Annotated in this window: 5 protein-coding genes; all 5 read left to right on the forward strand. The window is 33.5% G+C overall.

The window, feature by feature from the left end:
- Positions 1-87 precede the first annotated feature (87 nt).
- The 5 genes from LW133_RS02090 to LW133_RS02110 all read left to right on the forward strand — a co-directional run bounded on the left by LW133_RS02090 (position 88) and on the right by LW133_RS02110 (position 18,937).
- Positions 88-2,127, forward strand: a complete 2,040-nt coding sequence (locus tag LW133_RS02090) for an ATP-dependent helicase (protein ID WP_233075922.1) — start codon at positions 88-90, stop codon at positions 2,125-2,127.
- A gap of 106 nt (positions 2,128-2,233) precedes the next feature.
- Positions 2,234-15,553 (forward strand): hypothetical protein, encoded by a 13,320-nt coding sequence (locus LW133_RS02095; RefSeq protein ID WP_233075930.1) that lies wholly within the window; start codon positions 2,234-2,236, stop codon positions 15,551-15,553.
- On the forward strand, positions 15,546-17,462 hold the full coding sequence (gene mnmG, locus LW133_RS02100; protein ID WP_233075932.1) for a tRNA uridine-5-carboxymethylaminomethyl(34) synthesis enzyme MnmG: 1,917 nt from the start codon (positions 15,546-15,548) through the stop codon (positions 17,460-17,462). The genes LW133_RS02095 and mnmG overlap by 8 nt, the downstream gene beginning before the upstream one ends.
- On the forward strand, positions 17,449-18,618 hold the full coding sequence (gene dapE / locus LW133_RS02105; RefSeq protein WP_233075934.1) for a succinyl-diaminopimelate desuccinylase: 1,170 nt from the start codon (positions 17,449-17,451) through the stop codon (positions 18,616-18,618). The genes mnmG and dapE overlap by 14 nt, the downstream gene beginning before the upstream one ends.
- Positions 18,590-18,937 (forward strand): DsrE family protein, encoded by a 348-nt coding sequence (locus tag LW133_RS02110; RefSeq protein ID WP_233075935.1) that lies wholly within the window; start codon positions 18,590-18,592, stop codon positions 18,935-18,937. Before dapE ends, LW133_RS02110 begins: the two co-directional genes overlap by 29 nt.
- Positions 18,938-18,946: the final 9 nt, after the last annotated feature.

An 18,946-nucleotide genomic window follows, 5' to 3' on the forward strand; every position in this document is an offset into this window, starting at 1 on the left:
TATAACTTTAAAAAAGCCACCAGAATTATTTTTTTGTTTATTGCAAATATTTAGATTTAATAAAAGTTTAAAATTAAAGGAAGATTGATGCCCTTATCTATTTTAAATTGTGAGCAAAAACTTGCAGCTACTGCACCAATGGGGCATAATCTTATTATTGCATCTGCAGGGACAGGCAAGACCTCTACGATTGTAGGGCGTATTGCATATTTGTTTGAAAATAATATTGCTCCAGAAACTATTTTGCTGCTTACTTTTACAAATAAAGCAGCGGAAGAAATGATCACGCGTGTAGCAAAAAAATTTGGAGAAAAAAAAGCCAAAAGTATACAGGCAGGGACATTTCACGCCGTGGCTTATCGTTATTTAAAAGATAAATACGATATTACATTAAAACAACCACGAGAATTAAAAATTTTGTTTAAAAGCATTGCAGAAAAGCGTGTCTATCTTGATGTAGATTCTAAAACTCCTCCTTATACTGCACAATATCTATATGATTTTTACTCTCTTTATCTTAATGCTTCCAAAAATCAAAATTTTGAAGCATGGTTAGAGGAAAAAAGCCCTGAGCATATGCGTTATGCTATGATTTATGAAGGGATTTTTGATGAGTTTAGAGAATTAAAAGAATCTTATAAATATGCAGATTATAATGATTTGTTATTGCGGTATAGAAAAGAAATGCAGGAAAATTTTTCTCCTTATGAAGAAGTTTTGTGTGATGAATATCAAGATACAAACCCTTTGCAAGATTCTATTTTAGATGCATTGAAGCCAAAAAGTCTGTTTTGTGTAGGGGATTATGATCAGAGTATTTATGCATTTAATGGTGCAGATATTAATATTATTGGCAATTTTACGCAAAAATATGCAGATGCAAAAGTTTTTACTCTTACAAAAAACTATCGTTCTAGCGGACTTATTCTTGATTTGGCTAATCGTGTGATTCAAAACAATGAACGCATTTATCCTAAATCTCTTGAAGTTGTTAAAACGGGAAAATTTACCCCTCCTAAGCTTTTAATTTTTGATGAGTTATTTTTGCAATATCAAGGTATTGCTAAAAACATTGCTACAGGAAATCCAAACTTAGATGAGGTGGCAGTAATTTTTAGAAATAATGCTTCAGGTGATGGTTGTGAGGCAAGTTTGCGAAGTTTTGGAATTCCGGTAAAACGCAAGGGGGGGACAAGTTTTTTTGAAACAAAAGAAATTTCTTTAATGTTGGATTTGTGTTCGTTATTAAATAATTCTAAAGATATGATGGCATGTATTCATATTTTGAGTTATGGGGCGATGATTGGAAACTCTGTTGCTAAAGATATTTATGAGGGCTTGTTGGTGCTAGGTGATGGAGATATATATCAAGGATTAGTAAATCCAAATGATAAACAACCCTACCAAAATAATAAAAAAATCCCACAACTAGGGTTGTTTAATGATTTTTTTATGACGGATCAAGCAGGACGATTTGATGAATTTTTAGAATCTTCTTTCAAGTCACACCCCATTTTGTCTTATCCTAAATTTAATAAAGAAAGTGCTTTATTTTTGCAAGATTTTTATATGGTTTTTAAAAAATTGTATCGGCAAAAAGATCCTACAACTCTTGTTGCACAGATTTCAAAAAGTAGTTTTTATACAAGAATCATGGAGATGTTAGCAAAAGATCGTGCAAAAAAACGAGATGGCAGTATTGATAATAGACGCAAGGATGAGGCACTTGAACAAATCAATAATAAAATATTTATCCTAACAAATCTTGCAAAAAAATACGATTATATTAGTAGGTTTTTAAATGCCATGGTTTTAGGATCTTCTGAAGCAGTGCAGGGAAAGGGTGTGAGTTTGCTCTCTGTCCATGCATCTAAAGGGCTTGAGTTTGAAGAAGTGTATGTGGTAGATTTGATGGAAGGAAGATTCCCTAATCAAAAGCTTGCAAATCGCGATGGTGGAAGTATTGATGAGGAGCGTAGGCTTTTTTATGTTGCAGTTACTAGGGCAAAAACTAAACTTACCCTTTCTTATGCAAAAACCTACAACAATAAGGAAAAAACAAAGAATATTTTATATGAGCCATCAAGATTTTTATATGAAGCGGGAATGGTTGATAAAACTTTATAAATATTTTAATTTTATGTTAGAATCACACTCTATTTTAGGTATTTCTTCGTTAAATTGGAGTGCGGTTTTTTTGATATAATAAATTCATGAAGAATGGTTTTAATCTATGAGAATTGCAAAAATAAAAACAACTTTTGTAGCTTTTTCGTTAGCAAGTATTTTTTGTCCAATATTATCGGCAGAACAAAGCAGTATTGATAATAAATCTGATCCTAAAAAAGTCGTAACAATTGGCACACCCGCTATGTCTGATAAACTCAATGGACATATTTCTACAACTGGTAGTGGAAATAATACCACAGTAATTTTTCGTGGCAGCTCTAGTATGGAAAATGGTTATATTTATGTCGATAGTAATGCTATGGGGAGTGGAAATGGCGGGGGAAATGGTGCTGCATCAAGCAATACTATTATTTTGCAAGAAAATTCCTTTTTAAACCTTACAAAGCAAACTGCTACTGCTACAAAAGCAGGGGATAAAACTACAATAAATATTAATGGCACTACTCCTGAAAAAAAGAAAGAAAAAACACAAGAGCAGGAAACCAAAAATATAGATTTTTCTATCCTTGCTGTAGGTAATGCAACAAATAATATTAATGATCTTACTACTGGTAATACAACAGCAAATCAAGGTAAGATCGAAAGCAGTATCATCGCATTAGATAAGGGTAAAAACATTATTACAAATTTGCGTAATACTACAATTGAAGGCTCTTTGATTAGTGAAGATGGCGGAAGTAATACTCTTAGTATTGATATTGGTTCAAATCTCAAGGGTTATATGTCAGCCACAAAGGGCGGAAGCAACATTTTAAATGTTAATAGAACCGCAGTGCTAAATATGGAAACCACGCAAGAAAGTGAAGCTGCCTCAATTTTTGCAGATGGGGAAAATTCTAGCAACACTATTCAAGGAAGCACAACAAATAAAGCCACAATCTCTGGTGCTGTTTTTGCAAGCAATAAGGCAAACAATACCATTACGCTAAGTAGTGCTGATATCAAAGGTCATATAAAAGCACAAGATGGTGGAAGTAATAGTGTAGTTTTGAAAGATGGCAGTATTGCAAGCGTTGTAACTCAAGGCGAGGGCGCTAATAATAGTATTACTTTGCAAGGAAGTGCTAGTCTTACTGGCTATATCGCAAATCTAGAAACCACGCAAGGAGAGCAAGGGCAGATTCCTTCTAAATCTGAAAATAATATCGTGTTAAATGGTACTTCTAAGCTTGATCTCAAAGCTAATGCTATGAATGGAACTAAGCAGGATATTAACGCAAGTAATGCTGCAATCTCTTCCATTGGCGAGGGAAATAAAAATACTATTACAGGAAACACCACCGCAGAAAATATAATCACTAATGATATTTTTGCTAACAAAAAAGGAAGTAATACAATTTTTCTAAGTAATGTAAAAATTAATAGTGGTGGTATTATTGCAGATGGTGGGAGCAATACCTTAAATCTTGATAATCTAAATCTCACAGGAAATGTGAGCGCAAAAAATGAAGGTATAAATAATCTCACAATAAAAAATCTTACAATGACAGGAGATGTTACTGCAGATTCTAAGGGACAAAATCTACTTACTATTGGTAATAGCACAACACAAAGCACTATCGCTGGAAATATCACTGCTACAGGTAGTAAAAATGCTACTCCACAAGAAAATCAAAAAGAAGTTGAAGAAGAAGAAAAAGATAGTTCTAATATAATTCATTTTAACAATGTCGCAATGACTGGAAAAATTGCTGCCACAAAGGGTGGAAAAAATGATATTACCTTGATTGGTAGCACGATTACTGGAGATATTACTGCTACAGATAATGGGCAAAATACTATTATAATTGGTAATGCTAGCAGGTCTTCTATGATTAAGACAAATGGGGGGCAAAGTGGTAAAATAGAAGCGGGAGCAAATGGTAAAAATACTATTTTGTTTAATAGTGGGGATGTAGAAGGGGGGATTATTGCAAATGGCACGGGAGCGCAAAATACCATTACACTAGGCAATGAAAAATACACTGGTCAAATCAAAGCAAATATCTCTTCTACAAGTGGCGGAGAAAATAATATTACAATCGCTGCGATGGATATGACAGGGAATATTACTGCAAATACTCAAGGGACAAACATTATAAAAGATAGTTTTCCTGTTGCTGGACAAAGTAGAATGGAAGGCGGAATCTATGCTAAAGATGGTGGAAATAATGCAATTACTTTGCAAAATATTGCAATTACACAAGGAATTAATGCAGAAGGTGATGGATCAAAAAATACCATTACTCTAGGTAATGGGAGCATTAATAAAAATGGAATTATTACTTCAGATATTAATGCAACAACACAGGGAAATAATACGATTACCTTTGGTAAAAATGCAAGCTTGATTGGTAGTATTAATGCTAAAGATGGTGGTACTAACACAATTACAGAAGATAGTGCTAAAACCACATCTTTTGAGGTGACAGGAAAGATTCTAGCAGATAATGGGACAAATACTATTACATTAGCTAATGCACAAATTAGAGATGGAATCCTTGCGCAAAATAAAGGAAAAAATGAACTTAAAATTTCAAGTGCTCATCAAGATTATAAACTTCAAAGTAATATTGTTGCAGATACTGGCGGAAGTAATACTATTACTATTGGTGGAGAGAAACCCCCAGCACAAATGCAAAACAATGGGACTTTTGGGAATTTATTAGGAAATATTCTTGCAAAAGGTAATCAATCTAGTAATGAAATTACGCTAAATAATTCTGGGTTTCTTAAGGGCAATCTTTGGTCAGATACAAAAAATGAGGCAAATGCTCTACAAAAAAACCACAACACGATTACATTAAATGATAATTCTCATCTAGAGTTAGTTGTATTAGATGAAAATAATCCTTATGCGGTGTATGCATCAGGGAATGGCGCAAATAATACAATCAAAGATAATGCTGCAACTAGCACTCAAAGTGTGATAAAAGGTGGAATTACAGCAGATAATATAAAAAAAGATAGTCTTAATGATGTTGCGATGAATAATATCCACTTAAAAAATCTTTCTCTTCATGGTGATATTACAGCATTTAATGCAGGGCAAAATCAAATTACATTTTTGCAAGCCCAAATGCAAGGCAATATCAATGCTGATACAAAAGGTAAGAATCTTATCACAATGGATGAGAATAGTAGGGTAAATATCAATGGAAATGTCACTGCTACTGAGGGTGGTGAAAATACTCTTACATTAAAAAATAATGCGAATTTACAAATTGCTTCGGATAATAATGATAAATCTTTTCAAGCTATTGGTGAGGGTTCTAAAAATACTTTGAGTGAAGATAAGGGAGTGATGGATTCTAGTGGTTTGGTGCAAGGGCATATTTTTGCAAAAAATCAAGGTAAAAATACCATCAATGTAAGAAAGATTAATATTACAGGTGATGCTATAACACAGGGCGGAAGCAACACTATTACCATTGGTGGCAAAAATAGTACAAAGGCTGATGCAGATATTGCTGCGGATATGCAAGGAAGTTTGATTGCAAATAGTGGTTATAACGCAGGGATGATTGAAGATTCTACAAATACTTTAGTTCTTAATGGTGCTGCATTATTTCATGATGGCCAGCTTCTTGCTCAGCACACAAGCGCGCAGGAAAAAGCACACAATAAAATCACTATCAATGATAATGCGGCAATTAGCTTAAAAGGTAAGCAAGTCTATGATAATGAGGGTAGTAAACAGGGTTCTGGAAATGATGCAATTTTTTCAGATTCTTTGCAAGCTTATAATGAGATTACAGATAATTCCATGGGAAAAAAAGTTCAAAATATTACAGGAAATATCTATGCAAAAAATAACACAATTAATGATACAAGTATCCAAAGTGGAAATAAAGTCCAACTACAAAATGCTAATATAGCTGGAAGTATTATTGCAGATGATAGTGGAATAAATACTATTGCCTTAGGAAATCAAAAACAATCTGATAACCAAGCTCCGAGTATTCTTATGGGAAATGTTATAGCAAACCAGATGGGGAAAAATACTCTTACTTTGCATAATACTTCTATGAATGATGGGGCAAATGTTTATGGAATTTCTGCTAAAGCAAATGGGAATGTTCTTGAAACTAGCAATACACTGACTTTTAGCGGAAATAGTCGCATTGCAAATACTTATCTCTCTGCTATCCAAGAAGGAGGCAAGAATGATACAACAAAAGAAGTTGTAAACACCCTAACACTAAAAGATAATACAAGTATGCATCTTGTAGCAAATCGTGAGGATAATCGCGCGGTTTATACAAGCGGATATAATGCAAAAAACAAAATTAATGACATGAGCACAGGAGATAAAAAAATCACCGGAAGCATCGTGGCAAATGATATGGGGGTAAATGATTTTAATTTTAAAAAAATTACAATTAATGAGGGAGGGACAATTTATGGAATCGAGGCTACGGGAAAAGAAAGCAGTGTCACTGAGACAAAAAACACCATAGTTTTAAATGATAATTCTAGTATTTTTAATACTTATGTGCTTGCTACACAAGAAGGTGATGGAGATGCAGCAGAGACAAGCAATACCATTACGCTTGATGATACAAGCATAATTAATTTGAAAGCAAATCATGATGAAAATGCTATTACAGCAGATGGGAAAAAAACTAAAAATACTATTGCAGATACAAGTACAAGTACAAGTACAACTCCAGCTCCTGTTGCAAAAGAAGATGAGGCAATCAAGGGTCATAGTATTGTAGGAAATATCTATGCGAATAAATCAGGACAAAATGTAGTTACATTAAAAAATCTCACTATGCAAGGTTCTATTCTTGCAAATGAGACAGGGCAAAACAAATTGGTTTTTACAGATTCTTCTCTTAATGCCTCACCTATTAAACAAGGAATTATCTCAAGTGCAAATGCTAATGAAGATTTTGATACGACAAATTCTCTTACACTTAATGGTAATAGTTCTTTAAGCAATACCTATCTTAAAGCTTATCAACAAGCTCAAACTGACTCAGAAAAAAAAATAAAAACTGCAGGAAATACGATTATTTTAAATGGGTCTTCTACTTTAAACCTTGTTGCGGGTGAAGTAACAGAGCAGGGCTTAGATGGGGAGGAAAAAGCAGCAATTTTAGCATATGGTGTGTGGGCAAAAAATACCATTACAGATACCACTACAAGCCAGCATGTAATTACTGGTGATATTAAGGCAAATTTTAATGCAACTAATGAAATTACTTTAAATAAAGTCACTATGCGTGGGGATATTATTGCAGAGAGTGCAGCAAATAATAAAATCACTTTTGGTAAAGAGAGAGATAGTGGAAGCTTTGATGGGGATATTATTGCGATTACAAAATATAGTGCAAGTAAAAATGAAGTGATTTTTAATGGTATGCAAATTGGGGGAGCTGAGATTAATAAAATTTATAATGAAAATGGTGGAAATAATGCAATCACGCTAGATAAAGGCTCTACATTAAATAATATGTATATGTATGCACAAAAGCGTACATCTGAAAATAAAATTACATTAGCAGATACAGAATCTATTCTTCATTTAAATGCAAATCCTGAGACACAATTTGCGATGTTTGCAAGTCAAGACACGGCAAAAAATATCATTGAAGGAATGGATACAAATGAAAAAGACCATAGCATTCAAGGTGATTTGCAAGCCCAAAATAATGCTAGCAATAGTGTTACACTAAATAAGCTTACTTTGACTGGTAATATGGTTGCTGATACTGAGGGAAGCAATACAATTACTATTAAAAAAGGCGGTATGGTTAAAGGAGATATTTCTGCATTAGGAGGCGGAAAAAATACATTAATCTTAAAAGACACAATGATAGATTCCAAAAGCATTAGTGCAGAAAATCTCAAATCCAATAATGCAATCACAATGGATGGAAATAGTTCTTTGATCGTGCAAAATGAAACACAAAATGCAATTTTTGCAGATGAAGGTAGTAATGATATCAAACAAGGAACTACCACAGGGGAAAATAGTATTGTTGGAGATATTTTGGCACAAAATAAAGGGAAAAATACCATCACGCTAGATAATCTCAAAATGAAGGGGAATGTCCTTGTAAATACCGGTGGAAGTAATACATTAAGCTTTGGTGTGGATGGTAAACAAAGCACACTTGAAGGAGATGTTCGCTCAACTGGTGGAAAAAATGAGATAACAATTAATCATGGTGCAATTAAGGGTGGAATCTTAGCTACAGGAAATGAAACTGATAATCTTAAATCTAGCAATACGATATCTTTAAATACTGCAAAGCTAGAAGATTCTTATCTATTTGCAAAGACTGAGGGTGAAGCTGGGAGGTTTGAAGCACGAAATAATGTAAGTTTAAAAGAGGATAGTAGTGTTATTTTTAGAGATTATGAGGGGAATGCGATTTTTGCATCAGGGGTTAATAGTGGAAATATTATCAATGGTTTGAGTGCAAAGGCTAGTACAAGCATTATTTCAAGCAATATCCTTGCAGAAAACAAAGGAACAAATACGCTAAGTTTAAGTAATGTCAATGTTACTGGAGATGTTTTAGCATTAAATGAGGGGAGTAATAGTCTTGAATTTGGTAAATCTAATGGACAAAATACCTTGCAGGGCAATCTCTATGCAGATGCTGGGGAAAATAAAGTCACACTGACAAGTTTTAGTATGACAGGATCTATGATTGTTTTGAGTGATAATTCTAAAAATACGCTAACTCTTAGTGGTTCAACAATGACAGGATATATGCAAGCAATTTCAGAAGAAACTGGAGCTAGCAATACTCTAACTATTAATGATACTTCTACAATCATGCTAAAAGGTGCAAGTTTACGTGATAAAAATAATCAAAGCGTTGGCACAGGCAATGATGCGATTTATACGCAAGGGGCAAATTCTAAAAATATTATTCAAGATAATAGTGTTGATGGGACTTTTAACACAATCTCTGGAAATGTGACCGCGGTATCTGGTGGGCGAAATAGCTATAATTTTAAAAAATTGCAAATGCAAGGCTCACTTTATGCACTAAAGGAGAATGCAAGTAATACTATTACTATTTCTGATCAATCTCACATCCGTGATGGTTTGATTCGTGCTGAGGGAAATGGGGTGAGTAATACAATTACATTAGATAGTAGTGCAAAAATACAAAATATGTATTTAGAAGCTAATGCACAAGAAGGAAATGCTAGTAACTCTCTTACGCTAAATGGCACAAGCACAATGAATCTAAGTGGTTCAGCTGTGGCTGTGAGTGCAAGAGGTGAGGGTTCTAGTAATATGATTGCTGGAACATCTAGCGGAAATCATGAAATTTTGGGAGATATATTTGCAGATGCAGGAAATAATAAAATTGATCTTACGGGAAATCTTACTTTAACTGGAAATATCAATTCGCAAAATAATGGAAGCAATACCATAAGTATTAATCAAGGAACTTTTACAGGGAATATTGTTGCATTAGGAGGTGGAAAAAATACACTCACTGCTACAAAAGAAGCTAGTCCAAAATTAGAGACTTATAATACAAGCATTTTGGCAGAAGGAGAGGAAAGTATTAATACATTAACCTTAGGCGGTGCATCTGTTTTAAATGGTGGGACATTGACTGCTAGGGCAGGAGGAAAAAACTCTCTAACATTTGAAGGAACTTCAAACTTTACTTTTCAAGGTGAGCAGTATGCACTTTTAGCAGAAGGAGAAAACTCTCTAAATCACATTATTGGACCTACTGGCAAAATTGTAGGAAATATTTTAGCAAGAGATGGCGGGGTAAATGAACTAAGACAGGCACAAAGCCTAAATATTGCAAGTGGTTATATCTCTTCTATTGGTGAGGGATCACAAAATAATATCCTTGCAAATTTAGCAAATGGTAATGTCATAATTATTGCAAACTCTAATGATGGTAATGCAATTTTGGCACAAGATGGCGGTAGTAATAAGATAGAAATCAACAATATAGAAAAAAATAATTTTGATAGTATTACTGGAAATATTACTGCTAAAAATGCCGGGGTAAATAGCATAACTTATGGTGGAAACCTTCAGCTAGATATCACAGGAAGTGTTATTGCAGAGGGTGAAGGATCAAAAAATACACTAAATTTAAATTCCCAATCAAAACTACATTCTGGTTATTTGGATGCAAAATCTGGCGGGGTAAATACTTTGATTTTTGGTGGGGAAGCAAATTTTGCACTTAAGCATCAAAATGGAGATTATGCAATTTTAGCAGATGGTGAGGGAAGTAAAAATGATTTGCAAAGTGAAGAACAAAGCAGTGTCACAGGAAATATTATTGCTAAAAATGGTGGAAGTAATGATCTCTCTAAGGTTAAAAAACTTACTTTGATGGATGGCTACATCTCTGCGGTTGGAGAAGGTTCAAGCAATACAATTATTTCAGATCTTAGTAGTTTTAAACTTATCAAAAATGCAAATGATAATAATGCAATCCTAGCAGATGGTGGAAATAATATTTTTACATTAAACTCTACTGATTCTTCTAATGGAAATGAGATGAGTATCACTGGAGATATTACTGCTAAAAATGAAGGATCTAACACTCTAAGCTACACAGGAACAAAAGAGCTAGGTATCACAGGAAGTATCCATGCTCTTGGGGGTAGGAATACTTTGATGTTCAATAGTGCTTCAAAGATTTCTCAAGGTGTTTTAGAATCTACAAATGGTGGTGGTAATACCATTACATTTAGCAATGGTGGGAATTTTGAATTTATCGGGGATAAATTTGCAATCCTAGCAGATGGTGAGGGAAGCACCAATACAATCACCTCTACTACACAAAGTAGTATTACAGGAAATATTTTGGCATTAAATGGCGGAATTAACGATCTTTCAAAAGTTGAAAATATTGATATAAAAAATGGCTATATTGTAGCAAGTGGTGAGGGCGGTAAAAATATTATCACACCAAAAACTGCAAGCTTTGTATTGCATGCAAACCCTAATGATAACAATGCAATTTTGGCAGATAATAGCGGTGGTAATACAATTACACTTCCTACTATGATGCCACAAAATGGGGGATATAGTATTACAGGAAATATTTCAGCGCTAAATTCTGGGAATAACTCTTTAAAAAGTGAAGCAACAATGCAGATTCAAGGAAGCATTATTGCAGAAGGTGATGAGTCAAAAAATATGCTAGACTTAAAAGGTAGCTCTAAAATTAGTAATGGATTTTTGCGTGCTACAAATGATGGAAATAATACCATTACTTTGAGTGAAAGTTCTAGCTTTGATTTTAGTGGTGCGGAATATGCTTTACTTGCAGATCATGGAAAAAATATGATCACAAATCCAAATATGGGCAATGGAAGTGTGGCAAATACTATCATAGGAAATATTATTGCTAAAAATGGCGGAAGCAATGATCTTTCCAATGTGGCAAGCTTGAAAATCTCTCAAGCAAGTATCATTGCACAAGGCATGCAGGCAAAAAACCTCATCAAGCCAACACAAAATAATTCAAAAATTGAACTTATTGCTAATGATGGTAATGCAATTTTGGCAGATAATGGAAGTAATGATATTAGTCTTAAGGGTAATTCTCATAGTATTGCTGGGGCGATTGTAGCAAAAAATAATGGGCAAAATATTTTAATCTTTGAGGATACAAATTCTGGTAAGGTCGTGATTAATGGGGATATTATCTCTAGTGGCACTGATTCTAAAAATACACTGACTTTAGGTGGGGCTTCAAGTGTTACTGGAGCAATTAGTACTACAAATGCAGAAAATTCTATCACGCTAAATAATACTGCGAGTTTTGCTATCAAATCTATTCTTGCAGATGGCGGAAAAAATACTTTAGTAAATGATATGACTACTAATAATAATGGTGTAAATCAAATCACTTTATCTATTATTGCTAAAAATGGCGGAAGCAATGATCTTGCAAAAATTAAAAATTATGAAATTTCTAAGGCTTATATTTCTGCTCTAGGAAATAATGCAAATAATACTATCGTATCAAATGAGATGAATAATAAAATCAATCTTATTGCAAATACCGATAACAATGCAATTTTAGCAAGCAATGGTTCAAATACTCTAAATTTGACCGCAGGAACTCATACAATCACAGGAAATATTACTGCAAAAAATGGAAGCAATACAATTAATTTTGGTGTGCAAGATGGGGCATCAGTAGTAAAAGAAAATGGTGGAAACATCATGATTACAGGTGGATTTGAAGCACAAGGAACAGGAAAAAATACAATTATTATCAATTCTAAGGATTCTAAAATTACGCAAAGCTTTTTAAAAGCACAATCAGCAGGTGCTACAAATGAAATCAAACTTATGGGGGGTGCAAGTTTTGCATTGATTAATTATGAAGAATCTTATGCAATGTATGCTGATGGTGGGGTGAATAATATTGTAAATGAAACAGGAGAAGATGCAGCTATGGCTGCAGCAAACACTATCACAGGAAATATTATTGCTAAAAATGGCGGAAAAAATAACCTTGATAAGATTACAAAATATACACTTACAGAAGGTTATATTAGTGCAAGTTCTAATGGATCAAAAAATACGCTAATTGTGCAAAATGGCTCTAGTATTTCTTTAGTGAGTGATTCTAATAAAAATGCGGTTTTTGCAAATGGTGGGGAAAATAGCATTACTGCAGGGGTAAATATTAGTGATGGCGTTGATGGTGTGTCAGATATGGCAATGGCACAAAAAATTGCAGGGAATATTACCGCGCAAAATAGCGGAATCAATCAAATTACACTTAAAAAATTAGAAATCAAAGGTGATGTAAATAGCTCCACACAAGGTAAAAATACCCTTATGCTTTCAAGTAGTGGAGGTGTTTTAAATGGTGCATTTAAAGCAACTAGCGGTGGGGTGAATACTCTTGAATTTTCTAATCAAGCAAAGATTGATTTAAAAAATAATTCTGGTGATGGGTATGCGGTTTTTGCAAGTGGAGCAAGTACAAGTAATACTATAACAGATAAAAACACAAATGGAAATGTAGCAAATACGATTAATGGTAATATCGCAGCATTTTCTCAAGCAATAAATACATTGAGCGTGAATAATGTGACATTTGAAGGTAATATTATTGCTAGAGGTGGTGGAGTGAATAAAATTACCTTTACTAAAGGACTAAGTCAAAACAATCATGAGATTTTTGCAGATGGTAAAGATTCTCAAAATATTTTGAGTTATACAGATTATGAAGCACATGGCTTAAGGGTAGAATCTGCAAATAATGGTAATAATGTGATTAGTCTTGCATTAGGTGCTGCTAAGGTTAATACAAGTAGTGTAGGAGATGCATTTGATTTAACAATCTCTACAAGCGATACAAGTAAAAATATTATTGTTGTACAAGGGATAAGTAATGGTGCGACAAATAAGATTTATTATACAGGTGGGGTGACAGAGGTTTTACTCTCCACACAAAAAGCTACAAATCAAGCAGATATTACAAATGGGCTTAATCCGAGTAATTATAATAATGGGGTAATGTTAAGTTTAGATTCTGCTAAAGCTAATGATGTTTTAGGGGATTTTAGAGAGTATTCAGCATTTGTGACAAATATTGCTAGTGTGAAAATGAAAGATGAAAATGCCTATGTAGTTGGTGGAAATTATGTGGGTAGCTTTAATGTTTTAAATATGAAAAGCAAAGCAAGAGTGGGTGGTAGTGGCGATGTTGGTATTAGTATTGATAAGCATTCAAGTTTTAATGCTGATCTTACAAATCAAAGTGCAACTTATCATATTAATTTAGATGAGAGTTCTAAGTGGTTTGTTAATAGAAGTACAAAGATTAATCTGCTTAGCGCTACAAATACTAAGGCATATAGCGAAGATATGGGATCTACATTGTTACAAAATAATACAATTGTAGATATGGTAAGCGGTGGATATAGTGCAAAAAGAGGTTTTAGTAAAGAAGATAAGGATTTAGTAAATCTTACGCTTGATAATGTTAAATCTCTTGATCATGTAATTTTTAGAGGATTTGCAACACTCAATAGAAAAAAAGCAGACTTTATTGATGTAAATCAAGCAGATGGCACTAGTAGTGCAAGATTGCAAACTTATTATGATGATGAGAGTTTGGAGAATGCGGGGAGTTATTCTTATCAAGTAAATAATCGTGCAAATAATATTTTGGTAGCAACAGTTGAAAAAGATGCAAAAAATAATTTTTCTTTTGATACTACAAAAAAATCTATTGTAGAACAAGGATATTTGTTAGTAGAGACAGAATATATCAAAGTGCGCGAAGATAAAGAACCAAAACCTAAGCCACCAGAAGGTAGTGAGGAAACTCCAACATCAGAAGAAGAATTGGTAGATAATTATTATATTGGCTCTTATACTGCAAGGATTAATCCTAATGAGAGTACAAGAACTACTTCATTATTATCAAGCCTTTATCTTGTCTATCTTTCGCATGTAGATAGTCTTAATAAAAGAATGGGTGAGCTTAGGGATAATGTTTATGATAATAACCTTTGGGTACGCAGTTTTGTGGGGCAGTCTAGCCAAAATAAAGATTTGAAAAATATTTTTGTAAATGCACAAGTAGGTTATGATTATGGATTTGGTTTTGAAGAGAGTATGCACTATATTGGTTTTAGTGCAGGTTATGGATATAACAATCTCAAATCCAGTCTTTTACAAGCAAATTCTAATCTTATTGAAGCATCGATGTATTATGTATATGTGGGAGATACAGGATTTTATTCTGATACGACTTTAAAATATAACATGATCACATTATCACCAAAAAATAGTGATGTGCAAAATTCTTTAATGGCACATGCATTTAATCTGGGAGAAGAGTTTGGTTATCGTGTACATTTTGGTGATACTCGAGCATTTTATTTGGATACAAATATGAGTTTTATTGCAGGTGCTATGACAAAAATAGATCTATTGCAAAAAACAGGTGAAAAAATTCAAACACAAATGCATTCTCAAAGCGATTTGGCTATTTTACTTCGTGGTGGTGTAGGGATGACTTTTGGTTATAGCTTAAAAACTTCCAAAAATCAGACAGATTTTAGAGTGGGCGCTTCTTATATAGGGGATTATATCCTTGGAAAAGTGCAACTTGATGTGGGGAATATCGCAAAAGAAGAGCATAAGTTTGGTTACAATCAAATGGTTGTTATGTCTTTTGGAATCAATAGCTATCTAACAAAAAATCTAAGACTTTATTTTGAAGGACAGGCTGGATTTATGGGAAAAGTTGTTAATCAAGACTTTTTGGCAAATATTGGTTTGCGTTATAGTTTTGGTAATGAAAAAAGAGATTATCCAAATTATGCTATGACTTTTGATTTAACAAGTGATAAAGCAAGTAATAATGAAGATGATGAGGATGAGGATGAATAATTTTGATATTTTGGTAATTGGTGGGGGACATGCAGGAATTGAAGCAAGCAGAATTAGTGCTATGATGGGAGCAAGAACACATCTTTTGACAATGCTTGTAGAAAATATTGGTTTGGCAAGTTGTAACCCTGCAATCGGTGGGCTTGGAAAAGGACATTTGGTAAAAGAGATTGATGCGCTAGGTGGTGCTATGGGGTTTTTGACAGATCAAAGTGGTTTGCAATATCGAATCTTAAATGCTTCCAAAGGTCCTGCAGTAAGAGGTACTAGAGCACAAATTGATATGGATTTATACAGAATTCATGCAAGAAACTTGATTTTAAATACACAAAATTTAAGTGTCTCACAAGAAGTGGTAGATTCTTTGATTTGCAAGGAACAAAAGATTGTTGGAGTAAAAACAAATATCGGAAAAACTTACTATGCAAAAAAGATCATTATCACTACAGGGACTTTTTTGCGTGGGCTTGTACATATCGGAGAGAGTAAAAGTCATAATGGAAGATTTGGCGAGGATAGTGCTAACAATCTTTCAATAAGCCTTAAAGAACTTGGATTTGAATTAGGGAGACTAAAGACGGGGACTTGTCCGCGTGTAGATGGAAGAAGTATTGATTTTTCTCATTTAGAAGTGCATTATGGAGATGAGATTCCTCCATATTTTAGTTATCACACCAAAGAGTTTAACCCTAAGCAACTTCCTTGCTATGTGACTTATACAAATGAAATTACTCATCAATATATCCGTGATAATTTTTCTCGTGCACCACTTTTTACAGGACAGATTGAGGGGGTAGGACCTAGATATTGTCCAAGTATTGAAGATAAGGTCAATCGTTTTGCAGACAAAGAAAGGCATCAATTATTTTTAGAGCCCCAGACTTTTGATAAGATTGAATACTATATCAATGGTTTAAGCACTTCCTTGCCTTTTGATATACAGGAAAAAATGATTCACTCTATAGCAGGATTAGAAAATGCAAGGATCACACGCTATGGTTATGCAATAGAATATGATTATGTTAATCCTACAGCACTTTGGCATACACTTGAGACAAAGCTTATTAAAGGGCTTTATTTTGCAGGTCAGATTAATGGTACTACAGGATATGAAGAAGCTGCTGCACAAGGAATTATGGCAGGGATTAATGCAGTTTTAAGTCTTAAAAAAGATGAAGAGAGATTTAAGGGTTGTTTTGGCGACTTAGAAGAGTTGGTTTTGCGAAGAGATGAAGGATATATTGGGGTAATGATTGATGATTTGGTCACAAAAGGTACAAATGAACCTTATAGAGTTTTTACCTCAAGAGCGGAATATCGCCTACTTTTGCGAGAAGACAATGCTATTTTTCGCTTAGGAGAATATGCTTATAAATTAGGCTTAATGCAAGAAGAAGAATATCAAAGGCTTAAGCAAGATCAAGAGGATATATTTCAAGGAATGGAATTTTTGAAAAATACAATTCTTACTCCTTCAAAAGAAACATTAAAACTTTTAGAAAATTTAGGGGAAGCACCAATAGGTGATAAATGTAGTGCAATTTTGGTGGCAGGAAGAGATAGTTTTGATGATAAAAAATTAGAAAGATTTGCACCGATGTTTGGCAATATGAGTAAAAGAGCAAAAGAGCAGATAAAAATCCTTGCAAAATATGATGCTTATATCCAAAAACAAATGTTAAGTGTTGCACAAATGGATGAGATGTTAAAAGTAAGAATCCCAAAAGATTTTGTTTTTGATGGTATTGCGGGATTAAGTTTGGAAGTAGTAGAAAAACTCAATAAGTTTCGTCCTAGTACGCTTTTCCATGCATCAAATATTAGCGGAATTACTCCAGCAAGTTTAGATGTATTGCATTTATATATTCATTTGCATCATAAAAAAAGGGCAGAAAATGTCGGTTGTTGAGATATTAAAAAAACTTGTAAGTTATCCTACAGTTACACCAAAAGAATGTGATATTTATACTTATATTAAGAATCTTTTGCCTGATTTTGAGGCATTAAGTTTTAATAAAAATGAAGTAAAGAATCTATTTTTATATAAAGTTTATGGGGACTTGCCTAAAAATACTTCCTTAGATAATCTTATGCATTTGTGTTTTGCAGGACATGTTGATGTAGTTCCTGCTGGAGAGGGTTGGGGGAGTGATCCTTTTGTTCCCATGCTAAAAGATAATAAGATTTATGGTCGCGGCACGCAGGATATGAAAGGTGGTATTGCAGGATTTTTAGATGCATTAATGCAAAATACTCACAAGATAACAGAACCAAAGATTATTTCTATTTTATTAACTAGTGATGAAGAAGGAGTAGGGGTTGATGGTACAAGATATGTATTAGAAGAATTAAAAAAAATCAATCTTTTACCGCATTTTGCTATCGTAGCAGAGCCAACAAGCAGTCAAGAATTTGGTGATACAATTAAGATTGGGCGAAGAGGATCTATTAATGGAGTGTTGCATATTTTAGGAAAACAAGGGCATGTTGCATATCCTGAGAAATGTATCAATCCTGTGGAGGTTTTGGGTGAAAGATTAGGCATGCTTGCAGGGGTAAATCTTGATAATGGAGATGAATTTTTTGCACCTTCAAAGCTTGTGATTACTGATATTCGTGGGGGTATGGAAGTAGTTAATGTGACACCAAATGATTTAAAAATCATGTTTAATGTAAGAAACAGCACACTAACTACTAAAGAAAGTGTAGAAAAATATCTTATTGATACATTAAAGGGAATAGATTACCATTTAGAGTTAAAGCAAAGTTCTTATCCTTTTAGAAGCCTAAAAGATGGTTTTTTGGTGAAAAATTTTCAAGAAATTTTACAAAATCTTATAGGAAAAGAGGTAAAGTTAAGCACAAGTGGTGGGACAAGTGATGCAAGATTTTTTGCACAACATCAAATTGAAGTGATAGAATTTGGTGTAATAAATGATAAAATACATAGTATTGATGAATGTGTGGAGATTAAGGAATTAGAGCTTTTGTCTCAAGTTTTTTTACAAATCATACAAAAATTTTTAGGAGTAGAGAATGCAAAAAGTAATTTTAATGAAGGGTGATAAGATTGGTGAGGGTGAATTAGGGAAAATGGTAGGTGCAGGATTTATACAAGCTATTTGTATGCAATGTGAAAAAAATCAAAATTTATTACCTAAGGCAATAGTTTTTTTGAATAATAGTGTTTTATTTGGTTTAGAGGAAACAAATAAAGAGGTTTTTGCCGCATTAAAAAAATTAGAATCTATGGGTGTAGAATTGGAGTTTTGTGAGACTTGTTTAAATTATTTTAATATTAAAGATAAGTTAGCAGTAGGTAGAATAAATCATGCAATGTATATTAGTGAACTTTTATTGAGTGCTGAGGTACTTAGTTTATGAGTGAAAAGC

The sequence above is a fragment of the Helicobacter anatolicus genome (assembly GCF_021300615.1).
Classification (GTDB): Bacteria; Campylobacterota; Campylobacteria; order Campylobacterales; family Helicobacteraceae; genus Helicobacter_H; species Helicobacter_H anatolicus.

Excerpts from the sequence above, each read along its gene's own strand:
- LW133_RS02090 (WP_233075922.1), top strand. The coding sequence starts at position 88 with ATGCCCTTATCTATTTTAAATTGTGAGCAAAAACTTGCAGCTACTGCA.
- LW133_RS02095 (WP_233075930.1), top strand. The coding sequence starts at position 2,234 with ATGAGAATTGCAAAAATAAAAACAACTTTTGTAGCTTTTTCGTTAGCA.
- mnmG (WP_233075932.1), top strand. The coding sequence starts at position 15,546 with ATGAATAATTTTGATATTTTGGTAATTGGTGGGGGACATGCAGGAATT.
- dapE (WP_233075934.1), top strand. The coding sequence starts at position 17,449 with ATGTCGGTTGTTGAGATATTAAAAAAACTTGTAAGTTATCCTACAGTT.
- LW133_RS02110 (WP_233075935.1), top strand. The coding sequence starts at position 18,590 with ATGCAAAAAGTAATTTTAATGAAGGGTGATAAGATTGGTGAGGGTGAA.